The sequence below is a fragment of the Ruegeria arenilitoris genome, from assembly GCF_013030985.1.
GTDB classification, from domain to species: Bacteria; Pseudomonadota; Alphaproteobacteria; order Rhodobacterales; family Rhodobacteraceae; genus Ruegeria; species Ruegeria arenilitoris_B.
In genome coordinates this window covers 752411-768878 of the sequence record NZ_WPYP01000001.1, presented here as the reverse complement: position 1 = coordinate 768878, position 16468 = coordinate 752411, and the positions used below count along the sequence as shown (strand labels likewise).

Here is a 16468-nt window from a genome sequence, read left to right as displayed (position 1 = left end):
CCGGACCGTTATCCGGCCTGACCGGGTGTGATGATCTGGAACGACCCGTTGTCGAACTTCACGTAGCAGGACTCGGTGCTCAGCGGCGGCAGTGTTGTCGTGGGCGCAGCCTGTACCCGTGATTTTACGTTCTGCTTGCAGGGCGGCAGGCTGACCGGGCGAAATCCCTTTTGGGCCATGCATTGCGCTTCGACCTGATCACGCAACCCTTGATTGACATCGACGGTATAAACCCGCCCGGGTTGCCACCAGCCGGGTGTGCGGTGACACCGCCCCTGGCTGTCGCAATAGGTGCGGCCAGGCCAGTAGGTGGGTGGGCTTTGGCGCACCTGATTGGCCACCGGGACATCTTCAAGCGCCAGAACCTGACATTGCGTGGTTTCAGTCTGCATGCGCGATACGCTTTCGCCCTCGCGGTAATACAGCGGAAGCGGGCCGCTGCACGCAGAAAGCGCGATCACCGGAATAAGCAAACGAAGTACTGATTTCATGGGCTTATCTTGCCTTAGCTTTGCGGGTATGACAATTCAATTGACCGCTTTGGGGGCATCTGTCATTCAAAGAATTCAGGCAGAAGGGCCAAAAACATGAAGGTCATAATTTGCGGTGCCGGTCAGGTTGGCTGGCAGATTGCACGGCACCTGTCGGGCGAGCTCAACGACGTAACGGTGGTGGATAACAACCCCGACCTGGTGCGCCGCGCGACCGAGACGCTGGATGTGCAGGGGATCGCCGGGTTCGCCAGCTATCCGGACGTGCTGGACCGGGCAGGGGCCCGAGACGCCGACATGATCATCGCGGCAACCCATTCGGACGAGGTGAATATGGTCACCTGTCAGATGGCGCACTCGGTGTTCTCGATCCAGCGCAAGATCGCGCGTTTGCGGTCGAAATCCTACCTCGAGGCGATCCACTCTGACCTTTACCGCCGCGACCACCTGCCCATCGACGTGGTGATCAGCCCCGAGCGTGAGGTGGCCGCCGCCGCCATGCGCCGCCTGTCGGCGCCGTCGGCCTTTGACACCGAGATGTTCATGGACGGTAAGGCGCAGTTGCTGGGCATCCGCATTGACGAAGACTGCCCGATTATCAACACACCTTTGCGCCAGCTGACGGATCTGTTTTCGACGCTCAGCTCGATTGTCGTGGGCGTCCGGCGCGACGGCAGCCTGTTTGCCCCGGAATCCGAGGACCAGCTGTTTGTTGGCGACGAATGCTATGTTTTTACCAATGTCAAAGACGTGGACCGCACGATGGAGGTCTTTGGCAAGACGCAAAAGAAACAGGACCGCGTGGTGATCGTGGGTGGTGGCAATGTCGGGCTCGAGGTTGCGCGGACGCTGGAAGAACGCGAAAGCCGCGTGCGCGCCAAGATTATCGAGCGCGACCGCCACAGTGCCGAACTGGCCGCCGAAGCGCTGGAGCGCACCATTGTTCTGAACGGTGACGGTCTGGATGCGGCCTTGCTGCGCGAGGCCGGGATTGAGCGTGCGGATGCGATGCTGGCGGTCACCGATGACGACCGCGCCAATATGCTTGCCGCCGTGCGCGCCAAGGCCGAGGGCTGCGCGCTGGCGATTGCGCTGATCAACGACCCCAGCATGGTGGCGCTGATGGGGCCGCTTGGGATCGACGCCTATATCAACCCGCGCGCCACAACGGTCAGCTCGATCCTGCGTCACATCCGCCATGGGCGCGTGCGTCAGGTCTATTCCATCGGCGATGCCGAGGCCGAAGTGATCGAGGCCGAAGTGCTTTCAACCTCGCCCATGGCCGGCCAGAAACTGCGCGATATCGACTTTCCCGAAGGCGTTCTGGTGGGTGCGGTGCGCAAGGGCGATGACTTGTTGCGCCCCACCGGTAGCCTGCGGATCGAGGAAAAAGACGTGTTGGCAATATTTGCCATGGCCAAGGACGTCCCCGAGGTCGAGCGGTTGATGCAGGTTTCGATCGATTTCTTTTGATGATACGCGCGGGGACACAACGGATCGGGCTGGTGCGGCGCTTGCCGCTGTTTCTGCTGATCTGGGGCGTCGTGTCCTTGTCCATGTGGATACCCGCGATCTATGCGCTGGCGCTGAACAATCACGATGCCTCGCGGTCGTTTTTCTATTCGGGTCTGTTGGGTCTGTTCGTCGTGGCGACGATTGCGATGGCGTCGTCCAGCCGGGTACCTCGCCGGGGAACGCTGGGGCAACTGGCGGTGCTGTTGGGCTGTTTCACTGTCCTGCCGCTTTTCCTTGCCATTCCGCTGCATGATGCCTTGGGGAACACGACGTTTCTGAACGCCTATTTCGATATGGTCAGCGCGCTGACGACCACGGGTGCCGACATTTTTCCCGATCCCGACCGCCTGACCGCTCCGCTGCATCTGTGGCGCGCGTTGGTGGGCTGGATGGGGGGTCTGCTGATGTGGATCGCGGCGGCGGCGATCCTGGCACCTCTGTCCTTGGGCGGGTTCGAAGTGACTGCGCGGGGGCAGCCGGGCCGTCCGGTCTCGGGGGTGGCGCAAAGCGAAAAGGTCGATCCGCGCGGGCGCCTGATCCGGGTGACGCAGACTCTGACGCCGGTTTATGCGGGGCTGACGGCCGTTATCTGGCTGCTGCTGCTGATCGCGGGTGAAGAGGGGCTGACCGCCATCTGCCATGCCATGTCCACGATGGCCACGTCCGGTATTTCGCCAGTTGGCGGGTTGGAGGGGGCGCAAGCCGGTATCACAGGTGAGGCGATCCTGTTCCTGTTCTTGTTCTTCGCCCTGTCGCGGCTGACCTTTTCCACCGACACCGCCACAACGGGGTATTCGCGGCTGGACAAGGACCCTGAATTCCGGATCGGCCTTTTGATCGTGATTGCCGTTGCCACGCTGTTGTTCTTCCGCGTGTGGGCCGGGGTCAACGAAATCGGCGGCACGCTGAATCCGACCGATGCCGTCAAGGTGTTTTGGGGCATGGGGTTTACGGTGTTGTCCTTTCTGACCACTGCCGGGTTTGAAAGCGCCAACTGGAATGACGCACAGCAGCTTTCGGGGCTGGGTACGCCCGGGCTGATCCTGATAGGGCTGGCCCTGATCGGCGGCGGTGTCGCGACCACCGCAGGTGGGGTCAAACTGCTGCGGGTGTTCGCGCTGTACCTGAACGGCGCGCGCGAGATTGACCGTCTGATCTATCCCTCATCGGTTAGCGGCGAGGGCGGCGGCAACAGGCGCATCCAAGGCGACGGCGCGTTCATCGCGTGGATCTTTCTGATGATGTTCGCCCTGACGGCGGCGCTGTTCAACCTGTTGCTTGGGTTGATGGGGGCGGGATTCGAGCAGGCCATGGTGCTGACTGTCGCGTCGCTCAGCACCACGGGTCCGTTGATCGAACTGGCGACGGATATCCCGATCCGGGTCGTGGACCTGTCTGCCGGGGCCAAGCTGACCATGTGCGCGGCGATGGTGATCGGGCGGCTGGAAACGCTGGCTATCATTGCATTGATTACGCCAAGCCTCTGGCGGGACTAAGATTAAACAGTTGCGCAATGCCTGATTTTTGATCTGGAAACTCGGTTAACTCCACTCCATACTCAGCCAGAGGGAGCGCGTTGGTCCGCAGCGCGTAGCAAGAACAACGGCGAGATAATAAAATATGGCTTCGGACAGACAGAATCTTCAGGACGCGTTCCTGAACAATGTACGGAAAGCAAAGGTACCGGTCACAATTTTCCTGATCAACGGTGTGAAATTGCAGGGCGTGATCACTTGGTTCGATAATTTCTGCGTGCTGCTGCGCCGCGACGGACAGTCGCAGCTTGTCTACAAGCACGCGATCTCGACCATCATGCCGTCGCAGCCGATCAGCCTGTATGAGGGCGAAGACGCCTCTTGATGGAACATGACAGGACGCGCACCCGGGCTTGGGTGCTGCATCCGGAAATCAAATCAGATGAACAGCGCCGTGTCCCTGAACCGGCGCTGGAAGAGGCGGTGGCACTGGCCGCCGCGTTGCCCGATCTGGATGTGATCGGGTCCGAGATCGTGCGCCTGCAACGCGCCCAGCCTGGGCTGCTGTTTGGCAGCGGCAAGATCGAGGAACTGGCCGAACGGCTGCACGACAACGAGATCGAACTGGTGCTGATCGATGGCCCGGTATCGCCCGTTCAGCAGCGCAACCTCGAGAAAGCGTGGAAGGTCAAAATCCTCGACCGGACCGGTTTGATTCTTGAGATTTTTAGCGACCGCGCCCGCACCCGAGAAGGTGTGCTGCAGGTCGAGATGGCGGCGCTTAGCTACCAACGCACGCGCCTTGTGCGTGCCTGGACCCACCTTGAACGTCAGCGGGGCGGTTTGGGGTTTGTCGGTGGTCCCGGTGAAACGCAGATCGAGGCCGACCGCCGCGCAATCGACGAACAACTGGTCCGTCTGCGGCGGCAATTGCAGAAAGTGGTCAAGACCCGCACGCTGCACCGCGCGGCGCGGGCCAAGGTGCCGTATCCGATTGTTGCTTTGGTGGGCTATACCAACGCGGGTAAATCCACGCTGTTCAACCGCCTGACCGGGGCCGAGGTGATGGCCAAGGATATGCTGTTCGCCACGCTGGACCCAACCATGCGCCGGGTCGAACTGCCCGATGGCCCCGAGGTGATCCTGTCGGATACGGTGGGGTTCATCTCGAACCTGCCGACGGAACTGGTCGCCGCCTTCCGGGCAACGCTGGAGGAAGTTCTGGGCGCCGATATCGTCGTCCACGTCCGGGATATCAGCCACGAAGAAACCGATGCGCAGGCCCAGGATGTCGAGGCGATCCTGACCTCGTTGGGTGTCGATGACAAACGGCCCCGGCTTGAGGTCTGGAACAAGATTGACCTGCTGAACGAGGATGAGCGTGAGGCCGCCTTCAAACGCGCGGATCGGGATCCATCGATTTTTGCCATCTCGGCGGTGACCGGTGAGGGCGTTGACCCTCTGCTGACCGAGGTTGCCACTAAGCTGCAGGGCACGCGCCACGAAGAGACGCTGACACTGAGCTTTGCCGAGGGCAACAAACGCGCGTGGCTGTTCCGGCAGGATGTGGTGCGGTCCGAAAAGCAGACCGAGGATGGGTTCGAGATTACCGTGCTGTGGACCGATAAGCAGGCGGCGCAGTTCGCGGCGCTTTAGGGGTCAGGCCCCGTCAATCTGTCTTTGATGGTCGTCCGCGTCGAACCATTCGGATGAGGATTGGATTTTGTGGTCCGCGGTCAGCTCCCACTCGGCCCAGCCGCGGGTGATCACAAGGTTGCCGGTTTCTTTATGGTGGCCTTCCAGGGTCCAGACAAAGATCGCGTGTGCACCGGCCCATCGCAGCATATCGCATCTGAGTTCCAGATCAGGAAAGTCGGCAAAGAATCCGCGCGCCACTTCGGCAATCGCCGCGCGGCCGACCACGGGCTCATCCCGGTTGATCGAAATCTGCCCGTCAGGCGCAAAGAAATCGGCGACGGCATTCGGGTCGCCCGAGCTCCAGGCGATAGCGTAGTCGCGTGCGAGATTGTTCAGCCTATCCCGTATACTTGCCATTTGTGCCCCCTGGTCCCAACCCGTTGGTGCCCAGATCGTAGGCGAAAAGGCGGGTCGGCGTCCACGTCACCCGAAAAAAGGGGCAAGGTCCTGCCGAAACAGGCGAAATCAGCGCGGGATCAGGTTCGTCACACCAACGGCGGCGGCGCGCGCCAGATCAAGGTCCAGCGACATGGGGATATACTCTCCACGCCGCCACAACTGCGCCTGATCGTCATAATAGCGCGACAGGAAATGGCCCGACTGGCCGGTGGCTGTGATGAAGACCGAACTGTCCGGGTCGGCAAAATCATAGACCCCGCGATAGCCGGCGCCGTGGACGTTCAGGAACGGGTTCTTGCCTTCACCCGAAGTACGCCCGCGCAGCAGGGTGTTGTCACCGCCGCTGGTGGATTGGCGGATGTTCACAAAGAAGCGCAACACCGGAACCGTACCCAGAACCGGGTGATCATGGGTGGCCTGATGCGCATCGCCCCAGCGCAGGGATTCCAGTGCGCTGCCATAGTTCTCGGAAATCCAGATCAGCGCGTCGTCCAGCGCCAGCCGGGCCATGTCGGTGCAGGTTTCAGTCGGAGCACTCTGGCGCACGTCACACCAGACCGATGCGCCATCGATATCGCGGTAAACACGTTCGATGAACAGCGGCTCGACATGCTTGTATTCGGCAGCCAGCGGGCCGAGGTCATCCGAGATCAGCCGGATCTGCAACGCCCGCAACCATGCGGCATAGATCAGCGGCTCTGGCAGGTGTTCGTTCATCTCGCCATTCCACTCGGCCAGCAGGGACAGGGCGATCTGGCGCTGGCGTTCGGGCGTGCCCTCGGGGGCAGAGGCTCCGGTGAACCACAAATCGGCCCCGATCAGCGGCAGCAGTGAACGGGCGGTGAAGCTGACGGTATCCAGCTGCGCCTCGATAAAGCTGTCGCGAGTGTGGACCTCGCGCGATTGCATCAGGCGTTCCCAGCGGTGCACGCGCTGGGTGTCGCCCCATTCATAGGACACATGTTCAGGGAAGGGGCGGTCGATGATCTTGTTGTTGGTGTTGCCCAGAATACCCCCCACTGGGGCGACGAATTCCGGGTTGTCCGCATAGGGCAGGCGGCCCTGCCACAGGTTTTCGGCCAGCCAGCCCGGCGTCGGGATGCGGCCTCGGCTTTGGTTGCGCAGATCGCGTTTCGGCATGGCGCCGATCAGCTTGAGACCGATCGTGTCCTTGTCCACAAGTGACAGGTTTTGCGAGGGTGCGATGAACAGCTCGGCCGCGTCGATGCCCTGCCGGACATTGTCGGCGTTCATCAGCGCCATCGAGGCCGTCATCGACGTATCCCTCGGGCTGAGCGCCGTCCAGGACAGCGACGCGACATGGCCCGGCGGGGTGATCGTCTCAAGATTATAGTGGCTGCCGGGCAGGACCGGGCCGTTTTCCGTCCAGCGCAGGGTCAGGGTGATCGGGGCTTCATCCTTGATCTCGATGATCGAGGGGCGGGCGCGGAATTCTTTGTAGCCGTCCGGCGACAGGTATTCCTCGGGGTTTTCGGGGTTCAGTCGTTCGATATGCACATCCTGATCGTCCAGATACGAGGATGTCAGACCCCAGCCCAGCCGGTCACTGCGCCCGGCCATAATGGCAGGAATGCCGGGAACGGTCGCGCCGATCACGCCGCCCTTGGCCAGTTCCAGCCGGGCCAGATACCAGATGCCCGGCGCGGTGAGGCCCAGATGGGGGTCGTTGGCCAGCAAGGTGCCACCGCTGGCCGAACGCGAAGGTGCCGCGGTCCAGGCGTTAGACGCCCCGGCCAACCCGCGTTTCGGGAAGGGCGACAGCGGGCTGTCGGGCATCGGCGTGCCGCGGGCATAGCGGGGCAGGCCGGGAAACAGCGCGGCGTATTCGGGCAGGGCTGCGATACCGGCGCCCGGAACATCCGGAAGGATATCGGCCAGCCGCGCAGGATCGTTCAATATCAGCGACGTGCGGGCCCGCAGCACTTCGTCTTCAAGATGGCCGGACAGTTGCAGGCTCATCAGTTTGATCACCGCTATGCTGTCGCCGGGCTGCCACGGGGACACGGGCGCGTTGAACAGAAACATCTCGGGTGCACCACGGCCAAGGGCAGCTTCGTTGATCTCGTCCAGTCGGGCGTTCACCCCGGCGGCATAGGCCCGCAGTGCGGCCTTGGTGTAATCGTCCTGTACCTCGACCGAGCGGTGCGCCAGCCCGTACAGGTCCAGACGGCGCAGCAGCTTGTCGATATGAAGGGTTCGGGTGCCGAACACTTCGGACAGGCGGCCCTGAGCGGTGCGGCGCATCACCGTCATCTGCCACAGGCGGTCCTGCGCGTGGGCATAGCCAAGCCCAAAGAACACGTCCGGGTCGTTCTCGGCCAGAATATGAGGGACATTTGCCGTGTCGCGGATGATCTCGACCGGGGCGCTGAGACCATTGACTTCGACCGTCTGATCGTAGTCCGGCAGCGATTGACTGGCCAGAAAATACACCAGTGCCACAGCGGCAAGTGTCAGCAGGACCAGACCTGTTGTAAGACGCAACAGCCAGCGAAAAACGAAACCCATTTGTGGCCTTTAATCCCGATCCATTTCCGATTTCGGCAAGATTAGTGGATGGCCGGGCTGACCGAAAGAGGAACAGCCCGGGAATATTCGTGTTTACAGAACTATAAATGAAAAACCCCGCCACAGTGGGGCTGTTGGCGGGGATCGTTCGAGGGGCGCGTGGTAGCCCGGAGTTATGGAATGATCCGTGTGTATTTGGTGCCTTCGACCGTGGCGCCGAATTTCAGACCGGCTTGTCCGAATACGACCGCCAACACTGGCGAACGCAGCGTCGTTGTGTCCGTGGACAGGGAACTTCCTGTTGCATCAACGACATAGCCAATGTCGGCACCGGCGGTCCATCCGCTGGAGCGGCGGAAATCATTCAGTGCGTCCTGCGTCATGAAGAACAGGACGTGTGCATATTGCTGGGCGCCGATTTGCAGACCGGCGGTACCGGAAACTGCGGAATAGTAATCAACCGTTGCGCCCTGAATGCGCAACGCGCCCTGGCCGTAGGCGCCGCCAAAGAAGATTAATCCGGCGTCAGTGATCAGGGGCATAACCAACATGCCGGTGGCCTTGTTGGCGATCTCAACCGTGTTGGGATATTTTGCATACATCTCTGCAAGCGTGGCATCGACGCGGGCGTCGATTTTGGCTGCGTTGGAACTGCCGACGCCATTGCCGCAGGCTGCGGTCACCGTCAAACCGGCCATGCCAAAGGCAAAGCCGCGACGGCTCAGTCGGGGTGCGTTGGAACTGCTCATGGTTTTTTTCTCTGTATTGCTGCCTGATATGTCGGTTGTTCCCGATCTTATGTGCGAGAATACGCCGATTGCGGCTGCGTGTCACGGGAAAGCTGCGTGGCCGCAGATCACAATCGGCGAAAAATTGCGACAATTAGGGGTTTTAGCCCTGCAGGATACGGGCGACCTCGGGCGCGAAATAGGTCAGGATGCCGTCGCATCCTGCACGCTTGAACGCCAGCAGGCTTTCCAGCATCACCTTTTCGCCGTCGATCCAGCCATTCTGCGCGGCGGCCTGGATCATCGCGTATTCGCCCGACACCTGATAGGCATAGGTCGGCGCGCCAAAGGTGTCTTTCACGCGGCGACAGATATCCAGATAGGGCATCCCCGGCTTGATCATCACCATGTCGGCACCCTCGGTCAGATCGCGTTCGATCAGGCGCAGGGCTTCGTTCGAGTTGGCCGGATCCATCTGATAGGTCTTCTTGTCGCCGGTCAGCGCGCCCGAGGCGCCAACCGCATCGCGGAACGGCCCGTAAAAGGCGCTGGCGTATTTCGCGGCATAGCTGAGGATCATCACGTTCTGATGTCCGGCCGATTCCAGCGCTTTGCGCATCTCACCGATGCGGCCGTCCATCATGTCGGACGGGCCGATGATATCGGCCCCGGCTTCGGCCTGCGCGAGGGTCATCTTGACCAACGCCTCGACCGTCCTGTCGTTCACAATTTCGCCATCGACGACATAACCGTCATGCCCGTTGATGTTGTAAGGGTCCAGCGCGACATCGGTCATCACCGCAATGTCCGGCGCCGCCGCCTTGATCGCACGGATGGCGCGGTTGGACAGGTTTTCGGGGTTCCAGGCCTCGGCGCAATCCTCGGTCTTCAGGCTGGGATCGGTGTAGGGAAAGATGCAGATGGCCGGAATTCCCAGCGCCTGCGCCTCGGCCGCGGCCTTGGTGATCAAATCGACCGAGCGGCGCACCACGCCGGGCATTGAGGGAACAGGCTCTTCAACCCCTTCGCCGTCGCGCACGAAGACCGGCCAGATCAGGTCATCCGTGGTCAGCGTGTTTTCCCGGACAAGCCCGCGAACAGCCTGTGATTGGCGCGCCCGGCGGAACCGGGTCAGGGGATAGGGGGCGATGGTCGGTTTCATGTCGCGCTCTCCTTGAATATTCTCGCATTGGGTGGCATGAATTCCACGTGGTCTCAAGGGTTAGGATCAACGCACCTATGCGAAAAAGCCCATCAGGACTGGGAACAAAGGGCTGACGCTTGGACTTATACTCTTCGCTTTTCGAAATCATCGACATGCGCAGCTTTTCGAATCTGTGGTATTGGATCGTTCTGGCCGTTCTGTGGTCATCGGCAAGCCACTGGGCGATGGGTGTGCCGTTCGATCTGCTGGTACGCGCCCGCCGGGTCGGCGGGCAGACCGAGCAGGATTTGCTGGATATCGTCCGGATCAACGGCAACCGTATTCTGTTCCTCGTCGAAAAGTCCGGATTGATCATTCTGGGGTTGAGCTGCTTCTTCTTCACTGGTCTGGCGATGCTTGGCTTTTATTATGGGGTCGAGTTTGCCCAGGCCGTGTTCCTACTGCTGTTCCCCATGTGCTTGGTGACGCTCATCAACATCAGGGCCGCACATAAATTGCGGCGCAGTGACGGATCGCTGGAGTTCGTCGGCAAGGTTTTGACACGTTGCCGAATCTACACGCAGATTATTGGTATGATTTCGATTTTGATTACGTCGCTTTGGGGTATGTATCAGAACTTCTCGATTGGGGTTCTGGGGTAGAAAATTCGGAAAGGCTAGGCGATGACGGCTCCGAACCACGTAACTGTTGGCGGCGCCCCCGAGGGGTTTGACGCGCAGCTTGTCCTGAACGAGATCGCGCGTTCCGGCGGGCCGGTTTGTCATGTCGCCCGCGATGACAAGCGGATGGAGGCGATGCGTGCTGCGCTGGCCTTCTTTGCGCCGGACATGCCGGTCTTTGTTTTTCCGGGCTGGGATTGTCTGCCCTATGACCGGGTTTCGCCCAACGCGGATATCGCAGCGGCCCGCGTAGCGACGCTGGCGGCGCTGGTGCATCAGATGCCGGACCGGTTCGTACTGCTGACCACTCTGAACGCCGCGACCCAGCGGGTGCCGGCACGTGACGTTCTGCGAGAGGCTGCGTTCACCGCGCGCGTGGACCACCGCGTCGATGAAACCGCGCTGCGGAACTTTCTGGTGCGGATGGGGTTCACCCAAAGCCCGACGGTGATGGAACCCGGAGACTATGCCATCCGGGGCGGGATCATCGATATCTTCCCGCCCGGTGAATCCGGCCCCGTACGTCTGGACCTGTTTGGCGACGTTCTGGACGGGGCGCGCCGCTTTGATCCCGTATCACAACGCACGACCGAGAAACTGGAGGTGGTGGAACTCGCCCCGGTCTCCGAGGTTATTCTGGATGACGCGGCCATCACCCGGTTCCGCCAAAACTATCGCATCGAATTCGGTGCGGCGGGCACCGACGATCCGTTGTACGAAGCGGTCAGCGCGGGCCGCAAGCATCAGGGCATCGAGCACTGGCTGCCGTTCTTTCATGAGAAACTTGAAACCCTGTTCGACTACCTGCCGGATGCGACGATCACGGTGGACGATCAGGTCACGCCCGCGCGGCTTGCGCGCTGGGATACGATCGCCGATCAGTATGAAACCCGGCGGCTGGCGCTAGAGAACCGCTCGCGCATGGACACTGTGTATAAGCCCACGCCGCCCGGTCTGCTGTACCTGGACGATGCCGCGTGGGATCAGGCGGTGGGTGATCAGCGGGTGCTCCAATTCAGCCCTCTGCCGCAGGCCAGCGGTCCCGGAGTGATCGATGCGGGCGGCCGGATTGGCCGCAACTTTGCACCGGAGCGCCAGCAGGAAAGCATCAGCCTGTTTGGAGCCCTTGCCAGCCATATCACCGATAAGATGGCCAAGGGTCCGGTGCTGATTGCGTCCTATTCCGAAGGTGCACGAGAACGCCTGACCGGGTTGATTGAGGACGAAGGTCTGGCCGAGGCCATCCCAGTCACCGACGGTACGCGCGTCGGAAAACGCGGGTTGCATCTGGCTGTCTGGGCCCTGGAACACGGGTTTGAAACCCCCGGCCTGACGGTTATTGCCGAGCAGGACGTGCTGGGCGACCGTCTGATCCGCCAACCCAAGAAACGCCGCAAGGCCGAGAATTTCCTGACCGAGACCCAATCCCTCAGCCCCGGTGATCTGGTGGTGCATGTGGACCACGGCATCGGGCGTTACATGGGGATGGAGGTCGTCACCGCCGCCGGTGCCGCCCATGAATGTCTGCTGCTGGAATACGCCGAGCAGGCAAAGCTCTATCTTCCGGTCGAGAACATCGAACTGCTGTCGAAATACGGTCACGACGAAGGGTTGCTGGACCGTCTGGGCGGTGGTGCATGGCAGGCCAAGAAAGCCAAGCTGAAAGAGCGGATCCGCGAGATGGCGGATAAGCTGATCCGCATCGCTGCTGAACGTGCGCTGCGCAAAGCGCCGGTTATGGATCCGCCGCCGCACGCGTGGGAGGAATTCAGCGCACGCTTCCCGTATCAGGAAACCGACGACCAACTGCGCGCGATATCCGAGGTCATGGAGGACATGCACTCCGGCGCGCCAATGGATCGCCTGATCTGCGGCGATGTCGGCTTTGGCAAAACCGAGGTCGCCATGCGCGCGGCCTTTGTCGCGGCGATGTCGGGCGTACAGGTGGCGGTTGTTGCGCCGACCACATTGTTGGCCCGCCAACACGCGGCGTCCTTCAAGGAACGCTTCCGGGGTTTCCCGCTGGAGGTCCGGCAACTTTCGCGTTTTGTATCCGCCAAAGAAGCGCAACAGACCCGAGACGGGCTGGCGCGCGGCACGGTGGATATCGTCATTGGGACCCACGCGCTGTTGGCCAAGGGGATACGGTTCAACAACCTTGGGCTGCTCATCATCGATGAGGAGCAGCATTTCGGCGTCGGCCACAAGGAACGCCTGAAACAGCTGCGCTCGGATATCCACGTCCTGACCCTGACCGCCACGCCGATCCCGCGGACGTTGCAACTGTCGCTGACCGGTGTGCGCGATCTGTCGATCATCGGCACGCCGCCCATCGACCGACTGGCCATCCGCACTTATGTCAGCGAGTTCGACGCGGTCACGATCCGCGAGGCGCTGCTGCGCGAACATTATCGCGGCGGGCAGAGTTTCTATGTGGTCCCGCGCATCGCGGACCTGCCCGAGATCGAGGAATTCCTGAAGGACCAACTACCGGAGCTGACCTATGTCGTGGCCCACGGGCAGATGGCGGCAGGAGAACTCGACGACCGGATGAACGCGTTTTACGACGGTAAATACGATGTGCTGCTGGCCACGACGATTGTGGAAAGCGGGTTGGATATTCCCACAGCTAACACGATGGTTGTGCACTGTGCAGACATGTTCGGCCTTGCGCAGCTTTATCAGATCCGCGGCCGGGTGGGGCGCTCGAAGACGCGGGCATATGCCTATCTGACCACCAAGCCGCGCCAGAAACTGACCGCCACGGCCGAGAAGCGCCTGCGCGTTCTGGGCTCACTGGATACGCTGGGGGCTGGTTTCACGCTGGCTAGCCAAGACCTTGATATTCGGGGCGCAGGCAACCTGCTGGGCGAGGAACAGTCGGGCCAGATGCGCGACGTGGGGTACGAACTCTATCAATCCATGCTGGAAGAGGCGATTGCCAAGATCAAAGCCGGTGAGATGGAGGGGCTGTCCGACGCTGATGACCAATGGGCGCCGCAGATCAATCTGGGTGTGCCGGTTCTGATCCCCGAGGATTACGTGCCCGATCTAGACGTGCGTCTAGGCCTCTATCGCCGCCTGTCGTCGCTTTCGACCAAGGTCGAACTGGAAGGCTTTGCGGCCGAACTGATCGACCGTTTCGGCTCTCTTCCGAAAGAAGTGAACACGCTGATGCTGGTCGTGCGTATCAAGGCCATGTGCAAACGCGCGGGCATTGCCAAGCTGGACGGCGGGCCAAAAGGCGCGACGATCCAGTTCCACAATGACAAGTTCGCATCGCCTCAGGGGCTGGTCGAGTTCATTCAGAATCAGCGCGGGCTGGCCAAGGTCAAAGACAACAAGATCGTTGTGCGCCGCGACTGGAAGAAAGACAGCGACAAGATCAAAGGCGCGTTTGCCATCGCCCGCGATCTGGCGGAAAAGGTTGTGGCCGAGAAGAAAAAGGCCAAGGCCTAATCGCCGCTGACGAAGGTGCACAGCTGCCATTCGCCCGCATCCGATTTCACGAAAGCGGCGCGGTGGCCTGTCATGGGCCACAGGTAATCGTTGTGCATGAAGCCTTGCGTTCCGTCGGTTAGCAGCACCTGTTGATATTCAGCGCCGTCCTGAAAATCGCGGATGATTGCAATCTCGTAGCTGATGAGGCCCAAGGTCGGCGCGTTGCGGTCGGCCGACTGACGCAGGGATACATCCGATCCGGTGATATAGTAAGCCATGAACGGGTCCAGCGAGGCGGGCAAGGTGATCTGCCACTGATGTGGCATCCAGAACTCGCCCTCATCGTCGAAATAACCGGGCTGGGAGAGTGTGTTTTCCAGATCGGACCAATATGCCTCACGCAGGGCATCCGCGTCGTTGCGGTACTCCTCTGACAGGGTTTCCGGGTCGAGGATCAGATTGGCGCGCAATTCCAGAGGGCCGCCGTTTCCGCCGTGGCTCAGGTAGATGTCCGGGCAGGCCATGGCGACCACTGCCTCAGTATCTCGCGCGGCCACCTTGGACAAAAGTGCATCGCGAAAGGCCACCAGCGAGGGGTCCTGCGCGGCCTGATCGACCGGAGGAAAGGACTGCCGATCCGCAAGTGCGGGCCCGCAGAGCAGGGCGGCCAATAGCAGGGTGTATTTCATTCGGCAGCCCTCATTGCAGCTTGGGCGCAGAAGCACGAGGCCCCGACGGCGCGATCAGCCCGGGCCAGCGCCAGATCAAGCCGTTGTCTGACCTGCACGATCTCAATGGTTTCACCACGCGCTTTCAGGCAGTCATGCAGGCCCTTGAGGCTCCAGACATTATCCGGATGGATCGAGGCGCGGCTGAGCGTGCCGCCTAACCCCAAATCCTCGCGATAGACCGCTTCGGCCTCGTCCGTATGCCCCTGCTCGAAGAGCAACGCCCCCAGAGCGTGGCGGGTGGGCTGCATCCAGCCCCATGGCTCGTCATAGGGCAGCGTGTCGTCCAATTCGACCGAGCGGCGCAGATGGGCATAGGCAATCTCATAGTTGCCTTTGCGGTATTCGATTTCTCCGCGCAGCATTTCCCGGGCGACTTCCAGCAGATCGACAACCCGGTTGTTGTGCAGCAGGCGGGTTCCGGGGACGCAGGCCTTGGCGGAGAGGAAAAGTTGCTCCTCGGCCTCCGCCTCGGCGACCTGGTCGGTGGCGGCATGGGCGATGGCACGGGCATAATGGGTGGTCGCGGTCAGCGTACGATAGAGGTCGGGGTCCGACGGCAGCTCCAGCGCCTTGGCCTCTTCCCACCGACCAAACCGGACCAGAATATGCGGGCCCATCGACATGTAGCTTTCGAAGTAATCCGCCATCGGAGGGCTTTCGATGCGCAGCATGTCTTCGGGCGTGGTGTCCCACATCCCCTGATTTGCGCGCAGGGCCGGTTCCATCTGTCCCAGAAACAGCGCGCCATAGATGACAAAATGATAATCGTGCTGGCGGTAGCCGGTATAGATGTTGAACGCTCCTTCACGCTCGTAATATTTCAGATCGGCCTCGATGGCCTTTTCGTTCCAGTAAACGACGTTGTGGTAATGCCCGCACAGCACGTCGATATGGGTGGGCATATGCACCAGGTGCCCCGCGTCGGGCACCAGCGTACGCAACACGTCCCCGGCCTTGAGCGCCTTTTCCGGGGTCGGGGACATTTCCATCAGATGAACATAGAGATGCAGCAAACCCGGATGAGACATGGCGGCGGGGTCGTTGGTCATCGCGTCTTCCAGCGCCTTCTGCGCCTCGAGCGTGGCGGCCCCCTTGGCGGGTTTGCCGGTGCTCAGGTCCCACATCTGCCAGGGGGTCAGGTTCAGCAAAGACTCGACATAAATGGTGCGCAGGTCCAGATGATCGGGTTGTTCGGCAAAGGCTGCGCGCATGGCATCGGCAAAATCGTGATCCCAACGGTGCATATCCTCAATCGGGTCGCGCTGTGGGTATCGGGCGGGCAGGGCGTGGATCAGGGCCTGTTCGACCGGAGTACATCTGTCGAGCAAAGCCAGCGCCTGTTGCGCCGCATCATAGGCCTGTGCCAGCGCCTTTTGCTGTCCCTGCGCGTCACGCAAATCCCAAGGCAGGTTGTAGTTCGGACCTGCCGCATAGGCGATGCCCCAAAAGGCCAAGGCGCAACCCGGGTCGTGTTCAGCCGCGCGCTGAAAACAGACCACGGCCTCTTCGTGGTTGTAGCCGTAGGTCCAGATCAAGCCCCGGTCGAACCAGAGCTGCGCCTCGGGCGAGGATGTGGTGACCGGACAGGAATAAGAACCCAGATCGTAATCGTAACGCATTGAAAACCTCCCCTCGGA

At 61.2% G+C, this 16468-nt stretch carries 13 protein-coding genes; 6 read left to right on the top strand and 7 right to left on the bottom strand.

The window, feature by feature from the left end; translation table 11 throughout:
• Positions 1-8 precede the first annotated feature (8 nt).
• Positions 9-491 (bottom strand): hypothetical protein, encoded by a 483-nt coding sequence (locus GOX88_RS03765; RefSeq protein WP_170399370.1) that lies wholly within the window; start codon positions 489-491, stop codon positions 9-11.
• A 96-nt stretch (positions 492-587) separates the two neighbouring features.
• Between GOX88_RS03765 and trkA the strand changes: the two genes are divergently transcribed.
• The 4 genes from trkA (at position 588) to hflX (ending at position 5137) form a co-directional block, all read left to right on the top strand.
• Complete coding sequence (trkA, locus tag GOX88_RS03760) at positions 588-1964, top strand: Trk system potassium transporter TrkA (RefSeq protein ID WP_170399369.1); 1377 nt, start codon at positions 588-590, stop codon at positions 1962-1964.
• Positions 1964-3502: a TrkH family potassium uptake protein gene (locus GOX88_RS03755; RefSeq protein WP_170399368.1), complete on the top strand. Its 1539-nt coding sequence runs from the start codon at positions 1964-1966 to the stop codon at positions 3500-3502. The genes trkA and GOX88_RS03755 overlap by 1 nt, the downstream gene beginning before the upstream one ends.
• A gap of 124 nt (positions 3503-3626) precedes the next feature.
• Positions 3627-3866, top strand: a complete 240-nt coding sequence (hfq, locus tag GOX88_RS03750) for an RNA chaperone Hfq (RefSeq protein ID WP_010440340.1) — start codon at positions 3627-3629, stop codon at positions 3864-3866.
• On the top strand, positions 3866-5137 hold the full coding sequence (hflX, locus tag GOX88_RS03745; protein ID WP_170399367.1) for a GTPase HflX: 1272 nt from the start codon (positions 3866-3868) through the stop codon (positions 5135-5137). The genes hfq and hflX overlap by 1 nt, the downstream gene beginning before the upstream one ends.
• A gap of 3 nt (positions 5138-5140) precedes the next feature.
• On the opposite strand, the gene GOX88_RS03740 is transcribed toward hflX, so the two are convergent.
• The 4 genes from GOX88_RS03740 to hemB form a co-directional block, all read right to left on the bottom strand.
• Entirely contained in the window at positions 5141-5536 is a 396-nt protein-coding gene (locus tag GOX88_RS03740) for a nuclear transport factor 2 family protein (protein WP_170399366.1), read from the bottom strand.
• A gap of 108 nt (positions 5537-5644) precedes the next feature.
• Positions 5645-8107 carry a penicillin acylase family protein gene (locus GOX88_RS03735; RefSeq protein ID WP_170399363.1) on the bottom strand — a complete coding sequence of 821 codons (2463 nt, stop codon included), beginning with the start codon at positions 8105-8107 and terminating at the stop codon, positions 5645-5647.
• Between the two features lie 173 nt (positions 8108-8280).
• Positions 8281-8856, bottom strand: a complete 576-nt coding sequence (locus GOX88_RS03730) for a YSC84-related protein (protein WP_170325122.1) — start codon at positions 8854-8856, stop codon at positions 8281-8283.
• Between the two features lie 142 nt (positions 8857-8998).
• Positions 8999-9997, bottom strand: coding sequence for a porphobilinogen synthase (hemB, locus tag GOX88_RS03725; protein WP_170399360.1), 999 nt, complete (start codon positions 9995-9997; stop codon positions 8999-9001).
• Between the two features lie 119 nt (positions 9998-10116).
• Between hemB and GOX88_RS03720 the strand changes: the two genes are divergently transcribed.
• Together GOX88_RS03720 and mfd are read left to right on the top strand one after the other, a co-directional pair.
• Positions 10117-10641: a component of SufBCD complex gene (locus GOX88_RS03720; protein WP_170399358.1), complete on the top strand. Its 525-nt coding sequence runs from the start codon at positions 10117-10119 to the stop codon at positions 10639-10641.
• A gap of 21 nt (positions 10642-10662) precedes the next feature.
• Entirely contained in the window at positions 10663-14118 is a 3456-nt protein-coding gene (mfd, locus tag GOX88_RS03715) for a transcription-repair coupling factor (protein WP_170399355.1), read from the top strand.
• Here the strand turns inward: mfd and GOX88_RS03710 are convergent.
• Both GOX88_RS03710 and GOX88_RS03705 read right to left on the bottom strand, forming a co-directional pair.
• On the bottom strand, positions 14115-14789 hold the full coding sequence (locus GOX88_RS03710; RefSeq protein ID WP_170399352.1) for an SH3 domain-containing protein: 675 nt from the start codon (positions 14787-14789) through the stop codon (positions 14115-14117). The genes mfd and GOX88_RS03710 overlap by 4 nt on opposite strands.
• Positions 14786-16450 carry a tetratricopeptide repeat protein gene (locus GOX88_RS03705; protein ID WP_170399349.1) on the bottom strand — a complete coding sequence of 555 codons (1665 nt, stop codon included), beginning with the start codon at positions 16448-16450 and terminating at the stop codon, positions 14786-14788. Before GOX88_RS03705 ends, GOX88_RS03710 begins: the two co-directional genes overlap by 4 nt.
• Positions 16451-16468 lie beyond the last annotated feature (18 nt).

Coding starts and splice junctions, on each gene's coding strand:
- GOX88_RS03710 (WP_170399352.1), bottom strand. CDS start 14,789: ATGAAATACACCCTGCTATTGGCCGCCCTGCTCTGCGGGCCCGCACTT.
- hemB (WP_170399360.1), bottom strand. CDS start 9,997: ATGAAACCGACCATCGCCCCCTATCCCCTGACCCGGTTCCGCCGGGCG.
- GOX88_RS03705 (WP_170399349.1), bottom strand. CDS start 16,450: ATGCGTTACGATTACGATCTGGGTTCTTATTCCTGTCCGGTCACCACA.
- GOX88_RS03765 (WP_170399370.1), bottom strand. CDS start 491: ATGAAATCAGTACTTCGTTTGCTTATTCCGGTGATCGCGCTTTCTGCG.
- GOX88_RS03755 (WP_170399368.1), top strand. CDS start 1,964: ATGATACGCGCGGGGACACAACGGATCGGGCTGGTGCGGCGCTTGCCG.
- trkA (WP_170399369.1), top strand. CDS start 588: ATGAAGGTCATAATTTGCGGTGCCGGTCAGGTTGGCTGGCAGATTGCA.
- mfd (WP_170399355.1), top strand. CDS start 10,663: ATGACGGCTCCGAACCACGTAACTGTTGGCGGCGCCCCCGAGGGGTTT.
- GOX88_RS03730 (WP_170325122.1), bottom strand. CDS start 8,856: ATGAGCAGTTCCAACGCACCCCGACTGAGCCGTCGCGGCTTTGCCTTT.
- GOX88_RS03740 (WP_170399366.1), bottom strand. CDS start 5,536: ATGGCAAGTATACGGGATAGGCTGAACAATCTCGCACGCGACTACGCT.
- GOX88_RS03735 (WP_170399363.1), bottom strand. CDS start 8,107: ATGGGTTTCGTTTTTCGCTGGCTGTTGCGTCTTACAACAGGTCTGGTC.
- hflX (WP_170399367.1), top strand. CDS start 3,866: ATGGAACATGACAGGACGCGCACCCGGGCTTGGGTGCTGCATCCGGAA.
- hfq (WP_010440340.1), top strand. CDS start 3,627: ATGGCTTCGGACAGACAGAATCTTCAGGACGCGTTCCTGAACAATGTA.